This is a genomic window from Nocardioides marinquilinus (genome assembly GCF_039543705.1).
Taxonomy (GTDB): Bacteria; Actinomycetota; Actinomycetes; order Propionibacteriales; family Nocardioidaceae; genus Nocardioides; species Nocardioides marinquilinus.
In genome coordinates this window covers 528,332-547,858 of sequence record NZ_BAABKG010000002.1, presented here as the reverse complement: position 1 = coordinate 547,858, position 19,527 = coordinate 528,332, and the positions used below count along the sequence as shown (strand labels likewise).

Annotated in this window: 20 protein-coding genes; 6 read left to right on the top strand and 14 right to left on the bottom strand. The window is 75.4% G+C overall.

Annotated elements, in window-relative coordinates; genetic code table 11:
• Positions 1 to 39 precede the first annotated feature (39 nt).
• Positions 40 to 717: a hypothetical protein gene (locus tag ABEA04_RS08630; protein ID WP_345457016.1), complete on the top strand. Its 678-nt coding sequence runs from the start codon at positions 40 to 42 to the stop codon at positions 715 to 717.
• Between the two features lie 501 nt (positions 718 to 1,218).
• Here ABEA04_RS08630 and ABEA04_RS08625 read toward each other — a convergent pair.
• Positions 1,219 to 3,102 carry an alpha-amylase family protein gene (locus ABEA04_RS08625; RefSeq protein WP_425577013.1) on the bottom strand — a complete coding sequence of 628 codons (1,884 nt, stop codon included), beginning with the start codon at positions 3,100 to 3,102 and terminating at the stop codon, positions 1,219 to 1,221.
• A gap of 142 nt (positions 3,103 to 3,244) precedes the next feature.
• Here ABEA04_RS08625 and ABEA04_RS08620 point away from each other — a divergent pair, with 142 nt between their 5' ends.
• Together ABEA04_RS08620 and ABEA04_RS08615 are read left to right on the top strand one after the other, a co-directional pair.
• Entirely contained in the window at positions 3,245 to 3,781 is a 537-nt protein-coding gene (locus ABEA04_RS08620; protein ID WP_345457011.1) for a SigE family RNA polymerase sigma factor, read from the top strand.
• Positions 3,774 to 4,511 carry a hypothetical protein gene (locus tag ABEA04_RS08615; RefSeq protein ID WP_345457008.1) on the top strand — a complete coding sequence of 246 codons (738 nt, stop codon included), beginning with the start codon at positions 3,774 to 3,776 and terminating at the stop codon, positions 4,509 to 4,511. The genes ABEA04_RS08620 and ABEA04_RS08615 overlap by 8 nt, the downstream gene beginning before the upstream one ends.
• Positions 4,512 to 4,595: 84 nt before the next feature.
• Here the strand turns inward: ABEA04_RS08615 and prfB are convergent, their stop codons facing one another.
• Genes prfB through ABEA04_RS08600 form a run of 3 tightly spaced genes read right to left on the bottom strand, consistent with a single transcriptional unit; the run spans position 4,596 to position 6,896 of the window.
• A complete protein-coding gene (gene prfB, locus ABEA04_RS08610) occupies positions 4,596 to 5,723 on the bottom strand; it encodes a peptide chain release factor 2 (protein WP_345457005.1) in 1,128 nt (375 codons plus the stop codon).
• 34 nt (positions 5,724 to 5,757) lie between these two features.
• Positions 5,758 to 6,333 (bottom strand): hypothetical protein, encoded by a 576-nt coding sequence (locus tag ABEA04_RS08605; RefSeq protein WP_345457003.1) that lies wholly within the window; start codon positions 6,331 to 6,333, stop codon positions 5,758 to 5,760.
• Complete coding sequence (locus ABEA04_RS08600; protein ID WP_345457001.1) at positions 6,330 to 6,896, bottom strand: MarR family winged helix-turn-helix transcriptional regulator; 567 nt, start codon at positions 6,894 to 6,896, stop codon at positions 6,330 to 6,332. Before ABEA04_RS08600 ends, ABEA04_RS08605 begins: the two co-directional genes overlap by 4 nt.
• A 142-nt stretch (positions 6,897 to 7,038) precedes the next feature.
• Between ABEA04_RS08600 and ABEA04_RS08595 the strand changes: the two genes are divergently transcribed.
• Both ABEA04_RS08595 and ABEA04_RS08590 read left to right on the top strand, forming a co-directional pair.
• The gene (locus tag ABEA04_RS08595) at positions 7,039 to 7,566 is read left to right on the top strand and encodes a SigE family RNA polymerase sigma factor (protein WP_345456998.1); all 528 of its coding nucleotides are present in this window, start codon (positions 7,039 to 7,041) and stop codon (positions 7,564 to 7,566) included.
• Between the two features lie 65 nt (positions 7,567 to 7,631).
• Complete coding sequence (locus ABEA04_RS08590) at positions 7,632 to 8,783, top strand: hypothetical protein (RefSeq protein ID WP_345456995.1); 1,152 nt, start codon at positions 7,632 to 7,634, stop codon at positions 8,781 to 8,783.
• Positions 8,784 to 9,024: 241 nt separating this feature from the next.
• On the opposite strand, the gene rimI is transcribed toward ABEA04_RS08590, so the two are convergent.
• From rimI to glmS, 10 genes are all read right to left on the bottom strand, one after another.
• Positions 9,025 to 9,477 carry a ribosomal protein S18-alanine N-acetyltransferase gene (gene rimI, locus ABEA04_RS08585; RefSeq protein ID WP_345456992.1) on the bottom strand — a complete coding sequence of 151 codons (453 nt, stop codon included), beginning with the start codon at positions 9,475 to 9,477 and terminating at the stop codon, positions 9,025 to 9,027.
• Complete coding sequence (gene tsaB, locus ABEA04_RS08580; RefSeq protein ID WP_345456989.1) at positions 9,474 to 10,127, bottom strand: tRNA (adenosine(37)-N6)-threonylcarbamoyltransferase complex dimerization subunit type 1 TsaB; 654 nt, start codon at positions 10,125 to 10,127, stop codon at positions 9,474 to 9,476. Before tsaB ends, rimI begins: the two co-directional genes overlap by 4 nt.
• A gap of 10 nt (positions 10,128 to 10,137) precedes the next feature.
• On the bottom strand, positions 10,138 to 10,701 hold the full coding sequence (locus tag ABEA04_RS08575; RefSeq protein WP_345456986.1) for an isochorismatase family protein: 564 nt from the start codon (positions 10,699 to 10,701) through the stop codon (positions 10,138 to 10,140).
• Entirely contained in the window at positions 10,698 to 11,618 is a 921-nt protein-coding gene (tsaE, locus tag ABEA04_RS08570; RefSeq protein WP_345456983.1) for a tRNA (adenosine(37)-N6)-threonylcarbamoyltransferase complex ATPase subunit type 1 TsaE, read from the bottom strand. Before tsaE ends, ABEA04_RS08575 begins: the two co-directional genes overlap by 4 nt.
• Positions 11,615 to 12,721 (bottom strand): alpha/beta fold hydrolase, encoded by a 1,107-nt coding sequence (locus tag ABEA04_RS08565; protein ID WP_345456980.1) that lies wholly within the window; start codon positions 12,719 to 12,721, stop codon positions 11,615 to 11,617. The genes tsaE and ABEA04_RS08565 overlap by 4 nt, the downstream gene beginning before the upstream one ends.
• Positions 12,714 to 13,850 carry an alanine racemase gene (gene alr, locus ABEA04_RS08560; protein WP_345456977.1) on the bottom strand — a complete coding sequence of 379 codons (1,137 nt, stop codon included), beginning with the start codon at positions 13,848 to 13,850 and terminating at the stop codon, positions 12,714 to 12,716. The genes ABEA04_RS08565 and alr overlap by 8 nt, the downstream gene beginning before the upstream one ends.
• Positions 13,847 to 15,262, bottom strand: a complete 1,416-nt coding sequence (locus tag ABEA04_RS08555) for a bifunctional ADP-dependent NAD(P)H-hydrate dehydratase/NAD(P)H-hydrate epimerase (RefSeq protein ID WP_345456974.1) — start codon at positions 15,260 to 15,262, stop codon at positions 13,847 to 13,849. The genes alr and ABEA04_RS08555 overlap by 4 nt, the downstream gene beginning before the upstream one ends.
• Before the next feature lie 47 nt (positions 15,263 to 15,309).
• Entirely contained in the window at positions 15,310 to 16,026 is a 717-nt protein-coding gene (locus tag ABEA04_RS08550) for a hypothetical protein (protein ID WP_345456971.1), read from the bottom strand.
• Between the two features lie 37 nt (positions 16,027 to 16,063).
• Positions 16,064 to 16,417 (bottom strand): holo-ACP synthase, encoded by a 354-nt coding sequence (locus ABEA04_RS08545; RefSeq protein WP_345456968.1) that lies wholly within the window; start codon positions 16,415 to 16,417, stop codon positions 16,064 to 16,066.
• Between the two features lie 130 nt (positions 16,418 to 16,547).
• Positions 16,548 to 18,413 carry a glutamine--fructose-6-phosphate transaminase (isomerizing) gene (glmS, locus tag ABEA04_RS08540; RefSeq protein WP_345456967.1) on the bottom strand — a complete coding sequence of 622 codons (1,866 nt, stop codon included), beginning with the start codon at positions 18,411 to 18,413 and terminating at the stop codon, positions 16,548 to 16,550.
• A gap of 127 nt (positions 18,414 to 18,540) precedes the next feature.
• On the opposite strand from glmS, the gene coaA reads away from it, so the two are divergent.
• Entirely contained in the window at positions 18,541 to 19,521 is a 981-nt protein-coding gene (gene coaA / locus ABEA04_RS08535; protein WP_345456965.1) for a type I pantothenate kinase, read from the top strand.
• The last annotated feature ends 6 nt before the right edge of the window (positions 19,522 to 19,527 follow it).

Genomic DNA, 19,527 nt, shown 5'->3' with positions numbered 1-19,527 from the left:
GCAACGCGCATGGCAAACCGCGATCCGTAGGGTGTCGGGGTGTCCAGGAAGGTCCTCGTCGCTCTCGCCGCGGTCGTCGTGACGGTCGCCGCGGTGGCGGTCGGCGTCGTGGTGCTCGACGGGGACGACGGGGACGACGCCGCCCCGCCGACGCCCTCGGCTCCCACGGTGTCGCCCACGGTGGAGACCACGCCGCTCTCCGACTACGACACCACCGTCGTGGCGCTGCAGCGCGCGTCGTTCTGCGACGCGATCGACGACGAGACGCTGGCCGTCGCGCTCGGCCTGGACGACGGCGCGACCCCCGCGGTCTCGCAGGCCGACGCCTACGTGGACGGCGACCGGGCCGAGGTCGGCGGCGTGACCGACGTCGTCCACGAGTTCGGCTGCCGGTGGCGCACCGACGACGCCGTCGCCCGCGGCTGGGTCTTCGCGCCCCCGGTGACCTCGCGCGAGGCGCGGGCGCTGCGCCGCGCCGCCGTCGCCGAGGAGGGCTGCGAGGTCGCCGGCCGCGCGCCCGACTTCGGGCTGCGCTCGGTCGCGCTGCTCTGCGAGGCGCCGCGCGGCACCGAGACGTCGTTCCGCGGCCTGTTCGGCGACGCCTGGCTGACCTGCTCGGTGACCGTCAGCGGCACCGACACCCCCGAGGCCGAGCTGCTCGACCGCACCGGCCGCTGGTGCGTCGGCGTCGCCCAGGCCGCCGCGGTCGCCGGCTGACGCGCCCCGACCCCGACGGGCCGGAGGTCTCGAGGCTCGTCGCCAGGGCTCCTCGCACCTCGACCATCGTCGGGGCCACCCCACGATGGTCGAGGTGCGAGACCCCTGAGCGTCAACGCGAACCCGGCCGCACGGACCCTGAGCCTGTCGAAGGGCAGCCCCACGCGAGCGAATGTCCCCGCCGGGGGCCGGCATCACGATGGTCGAGGTGTGAGGCCGGCCGCGGCCGAGCCTCGAGACCCCGGAGCGTCGACGCGAACCCGACCCCACGGACCCTGAGCCTGTCGAAGGGCAGCCCCACGCGAACCTCCCCGCCGGGGGCCGGCATCACGATGGTCGAGGTGCGAGGCCGGCCACGGCCGAGCCTCGAGACCCCGGAGCGTCGACGCGAACCCGACCCCACGGACCCTGAGCCTGTCGAAGGGCAGCCCCACGCGAACGTCCCCCCGGTGGGCCGGTGGTTTCGACGACGCTCGTTCCTCGCTGCTCGACCACCGGAGGTCAGGCGTCGACGACCCACCAGGCGGCGTACGGGGGCAGCCAGACGACGCCGTCGGCGCCGGCGGTGACGAGGTGGCCGCCGATGGCGTCGAGGGGGGTGGTGAGGCCGGCGTCGTGCAGCACCGACAGCGGCAGCGGGCGGGGCTCGGGCGTCACGTTGTAGACCCCGACCAGCACGCCGCTCGGGTGGCGCCGGACGACGGCGAGCAGGCCGTCGTCCACCCGGCCGCCGTCGACGTCGAGCACCTCGACCGGGGCGGAGGCGTGCAGCTGCGGCAGCGCGGCGCGCACCCGGGCGAGGTGGGCGAGGCCGCCCAGCACCCGGCCGGCGTCGGAGCCGGGGTCGCGGCCGGCGGCGAGGTCGGCGTCGGTGACGCGGGGGCGGTGGGCCCAGCGGTTGTCGTCCTCGTGGCCGGGCTCGGCGGCCCAGTCGGGATCGTTGGGCAGGCCGAGCTCGTCGCCGCTCCACACCACCGGCACCCCGCCCCAGCCGAACGCCACCGCGTGCGCCAGGAAGACGCGGGCGAAGGCGCCCTCGGGGTCGCGGCGGCCGGCGCCGAGGCCGGCGAGCGAGGCCGACGTCCCGCTGATGCGGCGGTCGCCGGTGGCCGGGTTGTGCTGGAAGACCAGGCCCTCGGCCCACGAGCCGGGGTGCACCCCGGCGTACCAGTCGGCCAGGAAGTGGCGGTGGCCCGGGCCGGTGACGCCGACGGCGCCCGCGTCGGCGTCGTCGATGGCCCAGCCGATGTCGTCGTGGCAGCGCACGTAGGTGATCCAGGTGCCGCTCGGCGGGGTGGCCGGCAGGTGGCCGAGCGCGCGCCGGGCGAGCCGCGTCTCGCCGGCGGCGAGCATCGACCACACCTGCACCATGAGGCTGTTGTGGTAGGCGAGGTCGCTGACCCGGCCGGTGCGCTCGCCGACGCCGAGGTAGGGCGTGAGGTCGCGCGGGCCGACGATCGCCTCGGCCTTGAACAGCAGCGCCGGCGCCGCCATCCGGGCCACCGCCCGCAGCGCCTGCGTGATCGCGTGCACCTCGGGCTGGTTCTGGCAGTCGGTGCCCAGGCGCTTCCACAGGAAGGCGATGGCGTCGAGGCGCAGCACCTCGACGCCGAGGTTGGCGAGGTCGACGACGATGTCCGCGAACTCGGCGAGGACGGCGGGATTCGCCCAGTTCAGGTCCCACTGGAACGCGTTGAACGTCGTCCACACCCAGGCGTCGAGGTCGGGGTCGTGGGTGAAGCTGCCTGGCGCGAAGTCGGGGAAGACGTCGGGCAGCGTGCGCTCGTACTGGTCGGGCAGCTCGCGGTCGGCGAAGACGTGGAAGTAGCCGCGGTACGTCGGGTCGCCGGCGCGCGCGGCGGCCGCCCAGGCGTGCTCGCGGGCGACGTGGTTGAGCACGAGGTCGACCACCAGGCTGATGCCGCGGCCGCGCAGGGTGGCGGCGAGCTCGCGCAGGTCGTCGACCGTGCCGAGGTCGGCGCGGACGGCGCGGTAGTCGGCCACCGCGTAGCCGCCGTCGTTGTCGCCCTCGCGGGGCTGCAGCAGCGGCATCAGGTGCAGGTAGGTGACGCCGAGCGCCTGCAGGTGGTCGAGGCGCTGCTCGATCCCGCGCAGGGTGCCGTCGGGTGCGAACCGGTCGGCGTAGCAGGCGTAGCCGACCATGCCTGGCTGCTGCACCCAGTCGGGACGCAGCAGCCGCCGGTCGTCGAGGTCGCGCAGGTCGCGGTCGCGCTCGGCGTACCCCCGGGCCGCCGACTGCACCAGCCGGACGGCGACCGCCTCGGCGTCGTCGTGGACGGCGGCCACGCCGGCCAGCAGGTCGGGCCACCAGCGCTCGAGCCGCAGCGCGAAGGTCTGGCGGCGACGTCGGCCGAGGTGGGCCAGGGCGGCGTCGGCGGCCGAGCGAGCGGCGTCCGGCGGGGTGCTCACGCGCCAGTTGTACACGGTGTGCAACCGGCGCGGGGACCCACGCGTGTCTGGTTCACTCGGCGGCCTCAGGGGTCGCCGCCCCGACCGGAGGGCCGCGATGCCACCAGACCGCAGCACGAGCAGGGAGCGCGACTTCGCCGCGTTCTACGACGCGACGTGGGGGCGCACCGTCGCGTGCGCCTACGCCGTCACCGGTGACCTTGCCGTGGCCGAGGAGCTCGCGCAGGAGGCCTACACCCGCGCGTGGTCGCGGTGGAGCCGGCTGCGCGGGTACGACGAGCCGGCCGCCTGGGTGCGGCAGGTCGCCACGCGGCTGGCCGTCAGCAGCTGGCGACGCCGTCGGACGGCGACCGCCTGGCTCGGGCGGCAGCGTCCGCCGGAGCCGGCGCGCGGGCCCGACGAGACCAGCGTCGCGCTGGTGCGGGCGCTGCGTGAGCTGCCCGAGGCCCAGCGCCGGGCGCTGGTGCTGCACCACCTCGCCGGCCTGCCGGTCGCCGAGGTGGCCGCCGTCGAGCGGTGCCCCGAGGGCACCGTCAAGGCGCGGCTCTCCCGCGGGCGGGCGGCGCTCGCCGTCCTGCTCGACCCCTCGAACGACACACCGGACAACACCGATGCGGAGCCCTCCCATGCCTGAGACCTTCGACCTCGACCGCGCCTTCGACGACCTCGCGCGCGACGTCGCCGACACCTCGTGCGGCCGCGGCGCCGACCGGGCCGTCGCGTCGTCCCGCCGTCGGCGGGCCGTCGGCGTGGGCGCCGGTGCCGTCGCCGCGTTGGCCGCCGTCGCGGTTTGCGTGCCGCTGCTGACCGGTGGTGGCGGCACGGCCACCGACCCGGCCGGCCCCTCGCCGACCACTCCCCCGCCGACTGCTCCCCCGCCGGAGGCGCCGGCGCCGGCTCCGCTGACGGCCGAGTCGCTCTCCGCAGCCACCGCACCGTGGGTCGACGGCTGGCGGGAGGGCGGGTCCCCCGTGCTCACCGACGGCCCCTGCCTGTCGGCCGGACGCGCCGAGCCGCGGGCCGAAGGCGCCACCGAGCTGCGCGCCGGCCAGGTCGGCGCGGGCCGGGTCTACAGCGTGTGGGAGGACGCCGCGCAGGCCCGCGACGTCGGCGACCGCATCGTCACCGGCTTCGCCGCGTGCGCCGACGGCCCGATGGCCGCGACCGCGGTCGACGTCCCCGGCGCGAGCGTCATCGCCTACGACTACCCCGACGGGTCCGGCGCCGACGGCACCCTCTGGCTCGCCGTCACCGGCGACCGCGTCGGCCTGCTGACCATCGTGGGCGTCGACACCCCGCCCGCCGACGTCCTCGACGCCGTCGGCACCGCCCTCGTCGCCGACCTCGCCTCCGACGAAGGCTGAGGTCGACCCGTCAGACATGTCTGACGGGTCACCGCGAGATCGACGCTGACCCGTCGGACATGTCTGACGGGTCAGCGTGGTGGGTCAGGCGTCGGCGGCCGCGGCGTCGCGCTCGGAGCCGCGGCGCCAGCGGATGCCGGCCTCGAGGAAGCCGTCGATCTCGCCGTCGAAGACCGAGGTGGGGTTGCCGACCTCGAAGCCGGTGCGGAGGTCCTTGACGATCTGGTAGGGGTTCAGCACGTAGTTGCGCATCTGGTCGCCCCAGCTGGCGGCGACGTCGCCCTTGAGGTCCTTCTTGAGCGCCGCCTCCTCGGCCTTCTTCCGGGCCAGCAGCTTGGCCTTGAGCACGATCATCGCCGCAGCCTTGTTCTGCAGCTGGCTCTTCTCGTTCTGGCACGAGACGACGATGCCGGTGGGGATGTGCGTGAGGCGCACGGCGGAGTCGGTGGTGTTGACCGACTGGCCACCGGGGCCGCCCGAGCGGAAGACGTCGGTGCGGACCTCGTTCTCGTCGATCTCGATCTCGTCGGTCTGCTCGAGCTGCGGGACGACCTCGACGGCGGCGAACGACGTCTGGCGGCGGCCCTGGTTGTCGAAGGGGCTGATGCGCACCAGGCGGTGCGTGCCGACCTCGACCGAGAGCGTGCCGTAGGCGTAGGGCGAGTGGATGGCGAACTCGGCCGACTTGATGCCGGCCTCCTCGGCGTAGGAGACGTCGAAGACCTCGACGGGGAACTTGTTGCGCTCGGCCCAGCGCGTGTACATGCGCATCAGCATCTCGGCGAAGTCGGCGGCGTCGACGCCACCGGCGCCCGAGCGGATGGTCACGATCGCCTCGCGGGCGTCGTACTCGCCCGAGAGCAGCGTGCGCACCTCGAGGCTCTCGACGGCGGTCTGGACCTTGCGCAGCTCGCGCTCGGCCTCGGCGAGGCTGTCGGCGTCGTCCTCCTCGCGGCTGAGCTCGACCATGATCGCGAGGTCGTCGATGCGGCCGCTGAGCTCGCTGAACCGGTCGACCTGGCCCTGCAGGTCGGAGAGACGGCCGGTGACGCGGGTCGCGTTGTCCTGGTCGTCCCACAGGTCGGGGGCGGCGACCTGCTCGCCGAGGTCGGCGATCTCGGCGCGCATGCCGTCGAGGTCGAGCACCTGCCCGATCGTCGTCATCGTCGCCTGCAGCTGCTTGATCTCGGTGTCGAAGTCGGGTCCTGCCACGAACCCGAGGCTACTCGGGGCGCGGCGGGGCGCCTCATCGCTGGCGCAGGGAGCGGCAGAGGTTCTCCTCGGTGCCGTGGTCGGCGACGATCGTGCGGCGTCCGTCGGCGGCGAAGCGGACGACGTGGCGCCCGTGCAGCACGTAGTAGCCGCGGGGCAGGCCGTCGCCGCGGTGGAAGCCGACGGCGACCGGGCCGCTGATCACGTAGGTGAAGCTGCCGTCGCGGCGGTAGTGGGCGACGGCGCGGCCGCTGAGGTCGCGCTGCAGGCGGCGTCCGGTGGCGGCGTTCTGCAGCGAGACCACGAGCGGGCCCGAGAACTGCTGGGTGCGGGGGTCGCCGTTCGCGAACGTCTCGGTGGTGCGGGCGTAGACCTGGTCGAAGCGCACCTGCGAGCGCAGGCGGAAGTCGCACAGGTCGCCGCGCGGCGAGACGAAGTCGGCCGCCGGGTAGCGCTCCCAGCCGCCCGGGGCGGGTCGCGCGGCGGGGCTCGCAGCGGCCTGCAACGAATGCCCGGACGACGGTGGCGCGACGAGCGCTGTCAGGGCCGCGAGAGCGGCGAGCAGGCCCGCGAGGCGGCGGGCGGGACGACGAGGTGCGTGCGGGTTCATCGGGACTCTCCTTCGGTGGGTGGGAGCGCTTCGCGTCGGTCGGCCCCGCGGGTGGCGGGGCAGTCGCCGTCACGGTGCCCGCAGGCGACGACGTCGCAGAGGCGGCAGATGTGGCGGGCGGTGCGCCGGTCGACGGCCTGGTCGAGCAGCACCCGCTCGGCCGCGGCGGCCACGGCCCGGCGCTGGTCGTCGTCCAGCACGGCGAGGACGTCGTCCAGCACCACGCTGCGGGCGGCGACGGCGGCCTCGGCCCGGCGCCGTCCCTCGTCGGTGAGGACGACGAGCGCGCGGCGGCCGTCGACGGTGTCGGCGACCCGCTCGACGAGGCCGTCGCGCTCGAGGCCGTCGACGATGCGCACCGTGCGGGAGTGGCTCAGCCCGAGCCCGCCCGCCAGCGCGTCGAGGTGGTGCCCGTCGGCCCAGCCGAGCAGCGAGACCAGAGCCGCGGGCGCGCCGCCGCGCAGCCCGGTGGCCTCGGCGCCGGCGGCGGCCACGCGGTCGCCGAGCAGCAGCATGGCGGCGCCGATGCGGTTGCGGTCACGGCTCCACGGGGCGGACGACACCCGACCACCGTAGATTTGTATGCCCCGAGCATGCAATACCGGATTGCAACCTGTCCGGCCCGGTCGGCGTCTTGGTGGCGTGAACCGAGGAGGAAGTGCGATGGCGCACCCACGGGGGCGGCCGGAGCCCGAGACTGGCGGCATGAGCAAGGAGTCCAAGCGCGAGCGCAAGGACGCCGAGTTCACCGCCTACCTGCACGCCCGGCAGCCGAGCCTGCTGCGCACCGCCTATCTGCTCACCGGCGACCGCCACGTGGCGGAGGACGTGCTGCAGACCTCGCTGGCCAAGCTCTACCTCGCCTGGGACAAGGTGCGCGACCGCGACTCCGTCGACGCCTACCTGCGGCGGATCATGGTCAACGAGAACAACTCGCTGTGGCGTCGCGGCTGGAAGCGCCGCGAGCACACCACTGAGGTCCTGCCCGAGGGCGACCCGCACCACGACCAGCACGACGAGGGTCAGGGCGCCGCGCTCTGGGACGTCGTCCAGTCGCTGCCGCCGAAGGCGCGCGCGGTCCTCGTCCTGCGCTACTACGAACAGCTGAGCGAGGCCGAGACGGCCGACGTGCTCGGCATCTCGACCGGCACCGTGAAGTCGCAGTGCAGCCGGGCCATCGCCTCGCTGCGCCAGCGCGTCCCGGTCGACCTGCACCCCGGAGGCGGGCGATGAACGACATGAACCAGAACCAGAACGACGAGAGCGGGTCCACGGACCACCGAGCCTGGGAGGGCGTGATGAGCACCGAGTTCGACCGGCGCGTCCGCGACCTCCACGAGGCCCCCTTCGACCTCGATTCCGTGCGCGGCAAGGCCGTGCGCATCCGCCGCAAGCGCCGGGTCGGCGCCGCCGTGGCCGGGCTGGCCGCCGCGGCCGTCGTCCTGCCGGTGGCCCTGCTGGCCGCGAACGGGCAGGCGGACGAGGGCCGCGTCGTCCCCGCCGCGACGCAGCCGACGGAGGCGGTCGACCCGACGCCCCCGGCGCCCGAGGCCGAACCACCGGCCGACGCGCTCTACCTCGAGGGCGACCAGTTGCACCTGGTCGACGGGTCCGTCACTCAGCTGCCGTCCGCGGCCTCGACGTACACCAACGCGGTCGTGCAGGGCGAGGGCCGCATCGTGGCCTTCCGGCGCAACGACGACGGCTCGCAGCAGGCGGTCGACGTGATCGAGGACGGGCAGGTGGTCGACAGCTATCCCACCGAGGCCTCCATGGTGGTCGGCGACAGCGGCGTCGTCGCGTTCGTCACCCGCGGCGGCGAGGTGCGCGCGATCTGGGAGAGCGGCACCAGCGTGCTGGCCGAGGACTACCGGTTCTGGACGCCGGTCGCCGTGACCGGTGGGCCCGCGTGCGACGACGAGGACTGTCAGGTCTACCTGAGGTCCGAGCGGACGGCGGAGCCACCGGTCGCCATCAACGGCACTGGTGCCGCGACGCCGCAGTCCGACGTGGTCTCGGTGCTCGACGCCACCGACGATGGGCTCGTGAGCACGGTGGTCGACACCGGGAGGTTCGAGTACTGCAGCAACCTCTTCGACAAGGGCCGTCCGGTCCTGGAGCAGTGCGACTACCGGCTCGACGAGCTGTCCCCCGACGGCCGGTATGCGCTGGGCACCGACATCCAGAGCGACGGCATCGGCCCGGGCGTGCTCTACATCGTCGACCTCGACGGAGCCGTCGTGGCCACGTTCGACCCCGGTGACGCCTACATGAACACCTACGAGTGGCTCGACGACCAGACGATCATCACCACGGTCTACGACTTCACCACGGCGCGATGGTCAGTGCAGACGATGGACCTCGACGGCACCATCGAGACGATCGCCGGCCCGGCCAAGGGCGGCGGCACCGACCCCTCCACCAGCCCGGCGTTCTACGTCGTCGGCTGAGCGGTCTCGAGGCTCGTCGCCAGGGCTCCTCGCACCTCGACCATCGTGAACCGACGATGGTCGAGGTGCGTGGCCGGCCGACGTCGGTGCGAACGCGACCCACGGACCCTGAGCCTGTCGAAGGGCCACCGCACGTAAGCCCTTCGACAAGCTCAGGGTCCGTGCACGTGCGCTGGGTACGCAGCGCCGGACGACGATGGTCGAGGTGCGAGGCCGGCCACGGCCGAGCCTCGAGACCCGGTCAGGCAATCTCGCGGAGCAGGACGACGGCGGTGGCGCCGTCGCGGTAGTAGCGGCGGCGCCGGTCGATCTCGGTGAAGCCGCGGGCGGCGTAGAACGCGGCGGCGCCGTGGTTGTCCTCGCGCACCTCGAGCAGCAGCCGGTCGGCGCCGCCGTCGCGGGCGAGGTCGACCAGCGCCTCGAGCAGCACCGAGGCGAGGCCCCGGCGTCGATGGCCCGCCCCGACCGCGATGCGCTGCAGCTCGGCGAGGTCACCGGCGACGCTGCCGACCGCGTACCCGGCGAGGACGCCGTCCACCTCGGCCACGAGGTAGGTCACCGTGGGCACCTCGCCCGAGACGCCGGCGGCGACCAGGCCGGGCGACCAGGCGTCGCGTCCGAGCGCCTCGGCCTCGAGGGCGGCGACGGCGTCGGCGTCGTCCGGGGTGGCGCGCCGGACGACGGGGTCGCTCACGAGACCGGCTTGGGCGGCCCGGGCACCTCGGCGTCGGGGCGGCGCAGGTAGAGCGGCTCGGGGTCGAGCAGCTCGGCACGCTCCTGGGCGACGACGAGGCCCAGCCAGGCGGCCGAGGCACGCCGCGGCCCGATGGCGTTCGGGAACGCCTCGGGGTAGAGCACCGCCCCCTCCCCCACGACCGGCGCGTCGGTGGCGACCTCGGCGGGCTTCGAGACCGCGGGGCCGGTGGTGCGGACGCCGTCCTCGTCGTAGCCGGCGAGGAAGACCTCCTTGCGGCGGGCGTCGGTGGCGACGACGAACGGCGAGTCGACCGCGCCGGTGTCGACGGCCTGCACGGCCAGCACGTCGAGCGAGCAGACGCCGTAGACCGGCACGTCGAGCACGAAGCCGAGCGTGCGCGCGGTGACGAGGCCGACCCGGAGGCCGGTGAACGGGCCCGGCCCGACCCCGACGGCCACGGCGGTGACCTCGGTGCGGTCGACGCCGCCCTCCTCGAGCGCGCGCGCGACGAGCGGCGCCAGCTGCTCGCCGTGGCGCATCTCCTGCTCGGAGGTCACCTCGGCACGCACCCCGACGCCCTCGCCGCCGTCGACCTGCACGACGGCCACGCTCACGGTGGCCGAGGCGGTGTCGAAGGCGAGCAGCACGCTCCGAACGCTAGGGCACGGGCCCGAAGCGGACGTCGGCCGACCGGGCGGGCAGCGCGACGTCGTCGCCCAGCGACCACGCCGCGACCCGGCTCACGTGGGCGGCCGGCACCGCGATGCCGCCGTCGCCGGCCGGCACGTCGTAGGTGCTGTGGGCGTCCTGCGGCAGCGTGACGGCCAGACCGCGGGCGAGGGCGCCGCGGGCGGTGGCGGCCACGCACATCTCCGACTGCAGCCCGCCCACCACCACGGCCGCGTGCCCGGCGAGCAGGTCGGCGAGGCGGGTGCCGACGAAGGCGTCGTCGTCGGTCTTCTCGACCACCGGCTCGCCGTCGGCGACGTCGAGCACGAGCGCCCGGCCGGGGCTGCCGGCCGCGAAGCGGGGGTCGGCGTCACCGACGTCCTGCACGTGGACGACGAGCGCCCCGGCCGAGCGGGCGGCGGCGAGCAGCGTGCGCAGCGCCGCCAGCAGCGCGTCGGGCTCGCGCGGCGGCGGGTCGGCGTGCACGACGTCGTGCTGGACGTCGACCACCACCAGCGCCGTCGGCGGGGGCGGCAGGGTCGGCGCGGTCATCGCACCCAGCGCGCGCCGAGCCGCTCGATCTCGACCAGCCGCGGCTCGTCGTCGCTCTCGGCGTCCTCGAGGTCCTGCGCTGTCGGCACGCGGCTGATGCGCACCACCACCCGCGACTCGGCCAGCCCCTCGGCCACGCCCTCGCCCCACTCGACCACCGTGACGGCGGCGTCGAGGGAGGTGTCGAGGTCGAGGTCGTCGAGCTCGGCGGTGCCGCCGAGGCGGTAGGCGTCGACGTGCACCAGCGCCGGGCGGCCGCCCGCGGCGGCGTGCTCGCGGGCGATGACGAAGGTCGGCGAGGTGATCGCGCCCTCGACGCCGAGCCCCTGCCCCAGGCCCTGGGTGAAGGTGGTCTTGCCGGCGCCGAGGTCGCCGGTGAGGACGACGACGTCGCCGGCACGCAGGTCGGCCGCCAGCCGGGCGCCGAGGGCGCGCATCTGCGCGGCGGTGGCGATCTCGTGCAGCACCGGGACCCTCCTGACCAGCTCGACGTACGGCTCGCGGCGGTCGGTCTGCACGAAGCCGCGGCGGGCCCAGAATGCCACCGTGGCCGGCAGCTCCTGCCGGGCGACCACCCGCAGCCAGCGGCGGCCGACCGCCGCCTCGGACGCCGCCCGCACCAGCCCGGCCGCGACGCCGTGGCCGCGCGCCGTCGGGAGCACGCCGACGCGGCGCAGGTAGACGGCGTCGCCGACGGCGTCGAGGATCAGCGCGCCGACGGGCTCGTCGTCCAGGCGGGCGACCAGTCCCCCGCCGAGCGCGAGCCGGGTGGCGATCGACGACTCGGTCTCCGACAGCGCGTCGGCCGGGGGGTTCAGCGTGGGGCGGGTGCCGAACGCCTCGCGGACGATGCCCAGCACCGTGGCGGCCGACTCGGGTCCGACCCGCCGCACCGTCAGCCGTGGGGCGCCGCTCACCGGGCCGAGGCGCGGGTGGTGGCGGCGGTGATGAGCTGGTCGAGCTCGGCGTTCACCTGGTCGTGGCGCTCGAGCGGCACCATGTGGCCGGCGCCCTCGAGCTCGAGCAGTCGCGAGGCGGGCACCCGGGCGTGCAGCTTGCGCGAGTGGCCCACCGAGGTGAGCCGGTCGGCGGTGCCGCAGATGATCGAGACCGGCACGTGGTCGAGCACCTCGAGGCTGTCGAAGGCGTCGAAGCCGCGGAAGCTCGGGAAGAAGTCGGCGACGACCTCGAACGGCGTCTCCGCGAGCATGTCGTCGACGAAGGTGACGTAGGACGGCGGCACGTCACCGCCGAAGGCGAACCCGTTGGTGGCCACCGTGGCGACGACGCGGCCGACCCGGCGGGCGGCGTCCACGAGCGCGTGACCGCGCGAGAGTGCCGCGACGGCGCGGTGGGTGAGCCGGCCGGTGAGCCGCGAGGGCAGCAGCGGCATGAGGATGCGGCTGGGGTCGAGGCCGCCGGCAGTGGTGGCGATGAGGCCGACGCCGATGACCTTGGTGCCGATGAGGTCGGGGAACTGCTGGGCGAACGAGATGACCGACATGCCGCCCATGGAGTGCCCGACGAGCACCACCGGCCCGTCGGGCACGGTCTCGTCGAGCACCTGCCGCAGGTCGCGGCCGAGCTGGTCGATGGTGGCGTGCTCGCGGTCGGACCGGCCGGAGCGGCCGTGCGAGCGCTGGTCGTAGTAGACCGCGCGCACCAGGCCGCGGTAGGCCGCGCGCTGGAAGTGCCAGCAGTCGAGGTTGAGGCAGTAGCCGTGCACGAACACGACCGTCGGCGGCGCCTCGGACGCCCGGCTCCACCGGCCGGGGCCGCGGCGGCGGCGTCCCTCGAGCGGCTGGCTGGGCTCGGCCTCGTCGACCTCGACGTGCAGCGGCACGCCGTCGTCGGCGATGACGGTGAGGGGGTCGGAGCGCAGGCTGCCGAACGGGACGTCGGCGCCGGCGACGCGGCTGATGGCGCGCTCCTGGCGCAGCAGGCCCACGGCGGTGCCGGCGGCCGCGAGGCCGACGGCGCCGCCCAGCGAGCCCAGCACCCAGCGCCGCGTGCTACCCACCGACGTACCTCCTGCTCGTGCGGCCGACCTGGCCCCCCAGCCGCGTGACGATCTCGTAGTTGATGGTGCCGCACGCCCGGGCCCAGTCGTCGGCGGTCGGGCGGCCGTCGCCGGGCGGGCCGAGCAGCGTCACCTCGGTGCCGGCGGGCGGGGTGTCGCCGCCGAGGTCGACCAGCACCTGGTCCATGCACACCCGGCCGCGCACCGGACGGCGCTTGCCCTCGACGACGACCTCGGCCACGTTCGTGGCCGCCACCGGCACGCCGTCGCCGTAGCCGAGCGGCACGAGGCCGACGGTGGTGGGGGCGGACGCCGTCCACTGGTGGCCGTAGCTGACCGAGTCGCCGGCCGCGAGGTGCTTGACCAGTGCGAGCCGGGACGTGACCGTCATCGCCGGGCGCAGGTCGGTGCCGTGGTCGACGCCGGGCGCGGGGTCGAGGCCGTAGCAGGCCAGGCCGACCCGGACGGCGTCGTAGCGGGCCTGCGGGCGCAGCAGCGTGGCCGCGGAGTTGGCGAGGTGGCGCAGCCCGGGCTCGAGCCCGGCGTCGACGGCGTGGTCGACCGCCTCGTCGAAGGCAGCCTGCTGGGCGTCGTTGGCGGGGTGGTCGGGCTCGTCGGCGCACGCCAGGTGCGACCACAGCCCGGTGACGCGCCACGAGCCGTCGGTCTCACCGGCGCGGGCACGGGCGAAGAAGGCGGGCCACTCGGCCCGCGGCGCGCCGCCCCGGGCCAGGCCGGTGTCGACCTTCAGCTGCACCCGAGCAGACGCCGTCGCCTCGGGCAGGCGCGCCGCCGCGGCCGCGATCTCGTCGAGCTGGGCGACGGAGTAGGCGGTGACGTCGACGCCCGCGGCGAGCACGTCGTCGTAGCGCTCCCCCGGCACGGTGAGCCAGGCGAGCAGCGGCCCGGTGTCGCCGGCCTCGCGCAGCGCGCGGGCCTCGTCGAGCGTGGCGACGGCCAGCCACTCGGCGCCGGCCGCGCGGGCCGCCCGGGCCACCCGCACCGCGCCGTGGCCGTAGCCGTCGGCTTTGACCACCGCCATCACCGGTACGCCGGCCAGCTCGCGCAGCAGCGCCACGTTGTGGCGCACCGCGGCGAGGTCGACGACGATCTCGGCGCGGGCGGTCATGCCCCCGATCCTCCCAGCACCGCCGTGATCACGGGCGGCAACGACCGCGCCACGTCGCCGGCGGTGATCGGCCCGCCCCCGGAGGCTCGGGTGGCGGCCGCGCCGTGCAGCCACGAGCCGACGCTCGCGGCGTCGAACGGGTCGAGGCCGCTGGCCAGCAGCGCGCCGACCAGCCCGCCGAGCACGTCGCCCGCGCCGGCCGTCGCCAGCCACGGCGTGCCGGTGGTGGTGACCCGCACCCGACCGTCGGGGTGCGCGACGATCGTGTGACGGCCCTTGAGCAGCACGACGCAGCCGTGGGCCTCGACGAGCCGGCGGGCGTGCTCGAGCGGACGCGCCTCGACGTCGTCCCGCTCGGCGTCGAGCAGCCGGGCCGCCTCGCCGGCGTGCGGGGTGAGCACGAGGTCGGCCCGGTCGCGGGGCGCGTGGACGAGCGCATCGGCGTCGACCACGGTCGGGACGTCGTCGGCCAGGGCCTCGGCGAGCGTGCCGGCGGCGCCGTCGCCGCTGCCCGACCCGACCACCCACGCCTGCACCCGCCCGGCGCCGACGACCTCGGGGTGCTGCTCGCGCACCAGGTCGTGCACGGCGTCGTCGCCGACGTAGCGCACCATGCCGGCCAGCCCGCAGCTCGCGCCGGCCGTCGAGAGCAGCCCGGCGCCGGGGTAGGCGGCCGACCCGGCGCGCACGCCCACCACGCCGCGGCCGTACTTCTGCGCGTCGCCCACCGGCGGCCGCAGCAGCGCGGCGACGTCGGCGGTCTGCAGGGCCTCGGCCGCGGGCGGGGGCAGCAGCGGCCCGAGCCCGATGTCGACGAGGTGGACGGCGCCCACGACCGCCGCGGCGGGGTCGGCCAGGTGCGCGACCTTGTGGGTGCCGAAGGTGACGGTGAGCGCGGCCGTGACGTGGTCGCCGTCCGGCGGCAGCTCGCCGGTGTCGACGGCGACGCCCGAGGGGACGTCGACCGCCACCACCGGCACGCCCGCGACGGCGGCCAGCGCCTCGCGCGCCTCGGGCTTCAGCCCGGCGCGGCCGCCGATGCCGACGACGCCGTCGACGACCAGGTCGGGGCGGGTGCGGGGCGGCGCGTCGACGACGCGGCCGCCCGCCGCGAGCAGCGCGCGTCGTCCGGCCTCGTGGGCCCGCTCGGAGAGCAGCCAGGCCTCGACCGCGACCCCGCGGCGGGCCAGCACGGCGCCGGCGAACAGCGCGTCCCCGCCGTTGTCGCCCGAGCCGACCAGCAGCAGCACCCGGCGTCCGTAGGCCCCGCCGGCCCCGCCCGTCCCGAGCAGGTCGAGCACGGCGTGGGCCAGCCCGTGGGCCGCGCGCTGCATGAGCGCGCCCTCGGGCAGCGTGGCCATCAGCTGCCGCTCGGCCTCCCGCACCTGCTCGACCGTGTGCGCGCGTCTCACCCGGCCACGCTAGCGCCGGGCCGCACGCCGGCGGCGTCGCTCAGGGACTACTCCGGGCGGCGGGAGCGCACGTAGCGCTCGAGCTCGAGCGCGAAGAGGTCCTCGGCCTGCAGCACGCCCGGGACGACGCCCGGCGCCGTCGGCTCGCCGGCCGGGGTCCGGTGCGGGTCGTCGGTGAGGCGGACGTCGCCGCAGCCGAAGCCGTCGAGCAGGACGCCGGTGAGGTCGCCGTCGGTGTCGAGCACCAGCAGGTGGCGGGGGCCGAGCTCCTTGGTGCAGAAGCGCCCGTTCGAGGCGGGCCGCAACGCGGCGACGCCCTCCGCGACGGCGGCGAGGTCGTCGTCCTGCACCGGGGTGAGGGGCTCGAGGCGCTCCCAGCCGCCGCCGTCGGCGAGCTCGTAGTCGCACACCCACGCGCGGTCGGGCGCGGGCAGGTCGGGCCGCGCGGTCGCCGGGGCGGCGGCCGGGCCGGAGACCGCGGGCTCGGGCAGCCGGGCGGGGCACGGCGCGCCGTCGTGCTCGGCGAGCTCGCCGGTCGGGTCGGGGGCGGTCGACGGCGGCGGCCCGTCGGGCACCGGGGCGGCGTCGGTCGGGTCGGCGGGGTCGGCCGGGTCGGCCGGGTCGGCGGGGTCGGAGGTGACCGGCGGGTCGCCGGCCCGGGTGGCGTCACCGGGCTCGTCGTCGCCGCAGGCGACCAGCCCCAGCAGGAGCGGGGCCGCGGCCAGGGCGGCGCAGGCGCGTCGGACGGCGGGGAGTCGGCTCATGCTCGGTTCGACGGCCCGGCGCCGTGGTGCGTTCCGGTCACGACTCGAGCACCACCACGGCCGAGGCGATGCCGGCGTCGTGCGAGAGCGAGACGTGCACGTGGACGGCGCCCAGCTCGGCCGCCCGGGCCGCCACCGTGCCGCGCAGCTCGAGCCGCGGCCGCCCGGACGGCTCGGAGAACACCTCGGCGTCGTGCCAGGCGAGGTTGCCCGGCGCCCCGAGCGCCTTGGCCAGCGCCTCCTTCGCCGCGAACCGCGCCGCCAGCGACGCCGGCGGCCGGGTGGCCTCGGCGGGGGTGAACAGCCGCTCCCGCAGCCCCGGCGTCCGCTCGAGCGACGCCGCGAACCGCGCCAGGTCGCACACGTCGATCCCGACCCCGATCACCGCCACGCGCCGCCACCCCCGCGCCGGGCCGGGGCAGCCGGCGTCCGGACGAAACTGCGGGTTCTGCGACGAACCTTCGTCGCAGAACCGGGAGTTTCACCACTTAAGTGGTGAAACTGCCGCCCGGCCGGCCCGCTCACTCGACCGTGACCGACTTCGCCAGGTTGCGGGGCTGGTCGACGTCGTGGCCGAGCAGGGTGGCGAGCTCGCAGGCGAACAGCTGCAGCGGCACGGTGGCGACGAGCGGCTGCATGAGCACCGGCACCCGCGGCAGCGAGATGACGACGTCGGCGATGGCGGCGACGGCGGGGTCGCCCTCCTCGGCCAGGCAGATGGTGCGGGCGCCGCGGGCGCGCACCTCGGAGATGGCGCTGAGCATCTTCTGGTGCAGCTGGTCGCGCCCGCGCGGCGGGACGACGCACAGCACCGGCAGGCCGTCCTCGACCAGCGCGATCGGGCCGTGCTTCAGCTCGCCGCCGGCGAAGCCCTCGGCGTGCAGGTAGGCGAGCTCCTTGAGCTTCAGCGCACCCTCGAGCGCCACCGGGTAGCCGGCGTGGCGGCCGAGGAAGAGCACGGTGCGCTCCTCGATGCTGTCGCGGGCCAGCGCGTAGACCGACTCGGCGTCGTCGAGCACCCGCTGCACCTGGTCGGGGATGGCCTCGAGCTGGCCGAGCACCTCGTCGATCTCGTCGCCGAACCGGGTGCCCTTGACCTGCGCGACGTAGAGCGCGAGCAGGTAGCAGGCCACCAGCTGGGTCAGGAACCCCTTGGTGGACGCGACGCCGATCTCGGGTCCGGCATGGGTGTAGATGACGGCGTCCGACTCGCGCGGGATGGTCGAGCCGTTGGTGTTGCAGATGGCGAGCACCCGCGAGCGCTGGGTGCGGGCGTGGCGCAGGGCCTGCAGCGTGTCGGCGGTCTCGCCCGACTGGCTGATCGCCACCACCAGCGTGCTGCGGGTGAGGATCGGGTCGCGGTAGCGGAACTCGGACGCCAGCTCGACCTCGACCGGCACGCGGGTCCAGTGCTCGATGGCGTACTTCGCGACCAGGCCCGCGTAGAACGCGGTGCCGCACGCGACGATGATGATCTTGTCGATGTCGCGGATCTCGTCGTCGGACAGGCGCATCTCGTCGAGCTCGAGCTGGCCGGTGCGGCCGCGGCGTCCGAGCAGGGAGTCGGCCAGCGCCTTCGGCTGCTCGAAGATCTCCTTGCGCATGAACCAGTCGTGGCCGTCCTTCTCGGCGGCCGAGAGGTCCCAGTCGACGTGGAAGCGGCGGGGCTCGACGGGCCGGCCGGCGAAGTCGGTGACCGCGACGTCGTCGCGGGTGATGGTGACGACCTGGTCCTGCCCCAGCTCGAGCGCCTCGCGGGTGTGCTCGATGAACGCGGCGACGTCGGAGCCGAGAAAGTTCTCGCCCTCGCCGAGGCCGACGACGAGCGGGCTGTTGCGGCGGGCCGCCACGACGCGGTCGGGGTCGAGCGCGTCGACCGCCACCAGCGTGAAGGCGCCCTCGAGCACGCCGCAGACCCGCTGCATGGCGGTGGTGAGGTCGACGCCGGAGACGACCTGCAGCTCGACGAGGTGGGCCACCACCTCGGTGTCGGTCTCGGAGAGCAGCACGTGATCGTCGGCCTCGAGGCGCGCCCGCAGCTCGGCGAAGTTCTCGATGATGCCGTTGTGCACCAACGCCACCCGGCGCTCGTTGCCGAGGTGCGGGTGGGCGTTGACGTCGGTGGGCGCGCCGTGGGTGGCCCAGCGGGTGTGGCCGATGCCGGTCGTGGACGGCGGCAGCGGGGCGTCGGCGAGCGCCTTCTCGAGGTTGGCCAGCTTGCCGGCGCGCTTGGCCTCGGCGATGGCGCCGCCGTCGTCCCGGCCCTCGGTCGCGGCCACCAGCGCCACGCCGGCCGAGTCGTAGCCGCGGTACTCCAGGCGCCGCAGCCCCTCGATCACGACGTCGAGCGCCTGGCGCGGACCCACGTAGCCGACGATCCCGCACATAGCGCCCCAGGGTACGGCGCGCGCGACCGCGAGCGGAGCGAGCCCGGCCGGACGCCACGAGAAGACCGGTCGACCGACCGAGCGCCGCTGCGCCCCACCGCGCGGTGGTGCTGCAACAATCCCGCCCATGGCTCACGGCCCCCACGGGCACCGCACCGACGACGCGGCCCGTGAGTCCTCCCCCTACCTCGAGCTCGACCGGTCGGCCTGGGCGGCGCTGGCCCGCGAGACTGAGAACCCGCTGCGGGCCGACGAGGTGCGGGCGCTGCGCGGCCTGGGCGAGGCGCTCGACCTCGAGGAGGTGCAGGAGGTCTACCTGCCGCTGTCGCGGCTGCTGAGCCTCTACGTGGCGGCGGCGGGCACGCTGCACCGCGAGCAGCAGGCCTTCCTGCACGAGGCGGCCCCGCCGCGCACGCCCTTCGTCATCGGGCTGGCCGGGTCGGTGGCGGTCGGCAAGTCGACGACGGCGCGCGTGCTGCAGCAGATGCTGGCGCACTGGCCCGAGCACCCCAACGTCGCGCTCGTGACCACCGACGGCTTCCTCTACCCCAACGCCGAGCTCGAGCGGCGCGGGCTGCTGCAGCGCAAGGGCTTCCCGGAGTCCTACGACCGGCGCGCGCTGCTGCGGTTCGTGGTCGACATCAAGTCGGGCAGGGACGAGGTGGAGGCGCCGATCTATTCCCACCTGGTCTACGACGTCGTCCCCGACGAGACGGTCGTGGTCAAGCGGCCCGACATCGTGATCGTCGAGGGCCTGAACGTGCTGCAGCCGGCGCGGGTGCGCGACGACGGCCGCACCGGGCTGGCGGTCAGCGACTTCTTCGACTTCTCCGTCTACGTCGACGCCGGCACCGCGCACATCCGCGAGTGGTACGTCTCGCGGTTCCTGCGGCTGCGCGAGACCGCCTTCCGCGACCCCGGCTCCTACTTCGCCAAGTACGCCGCCCTCACCCGCGACGAGGCGGTCGCCGAGGCCTCCCGCATCTGGGACGCCATCAACGGCCCGAACCTGGCCCAGAACGTGCTGCCCACCCGCTCGCGCGCCACGCTGGTGCTGCGCAAGGACCGCGACCACTCGGTGCGCTACGTGCGCCTGCGCAAGCTGTAGCGGTCC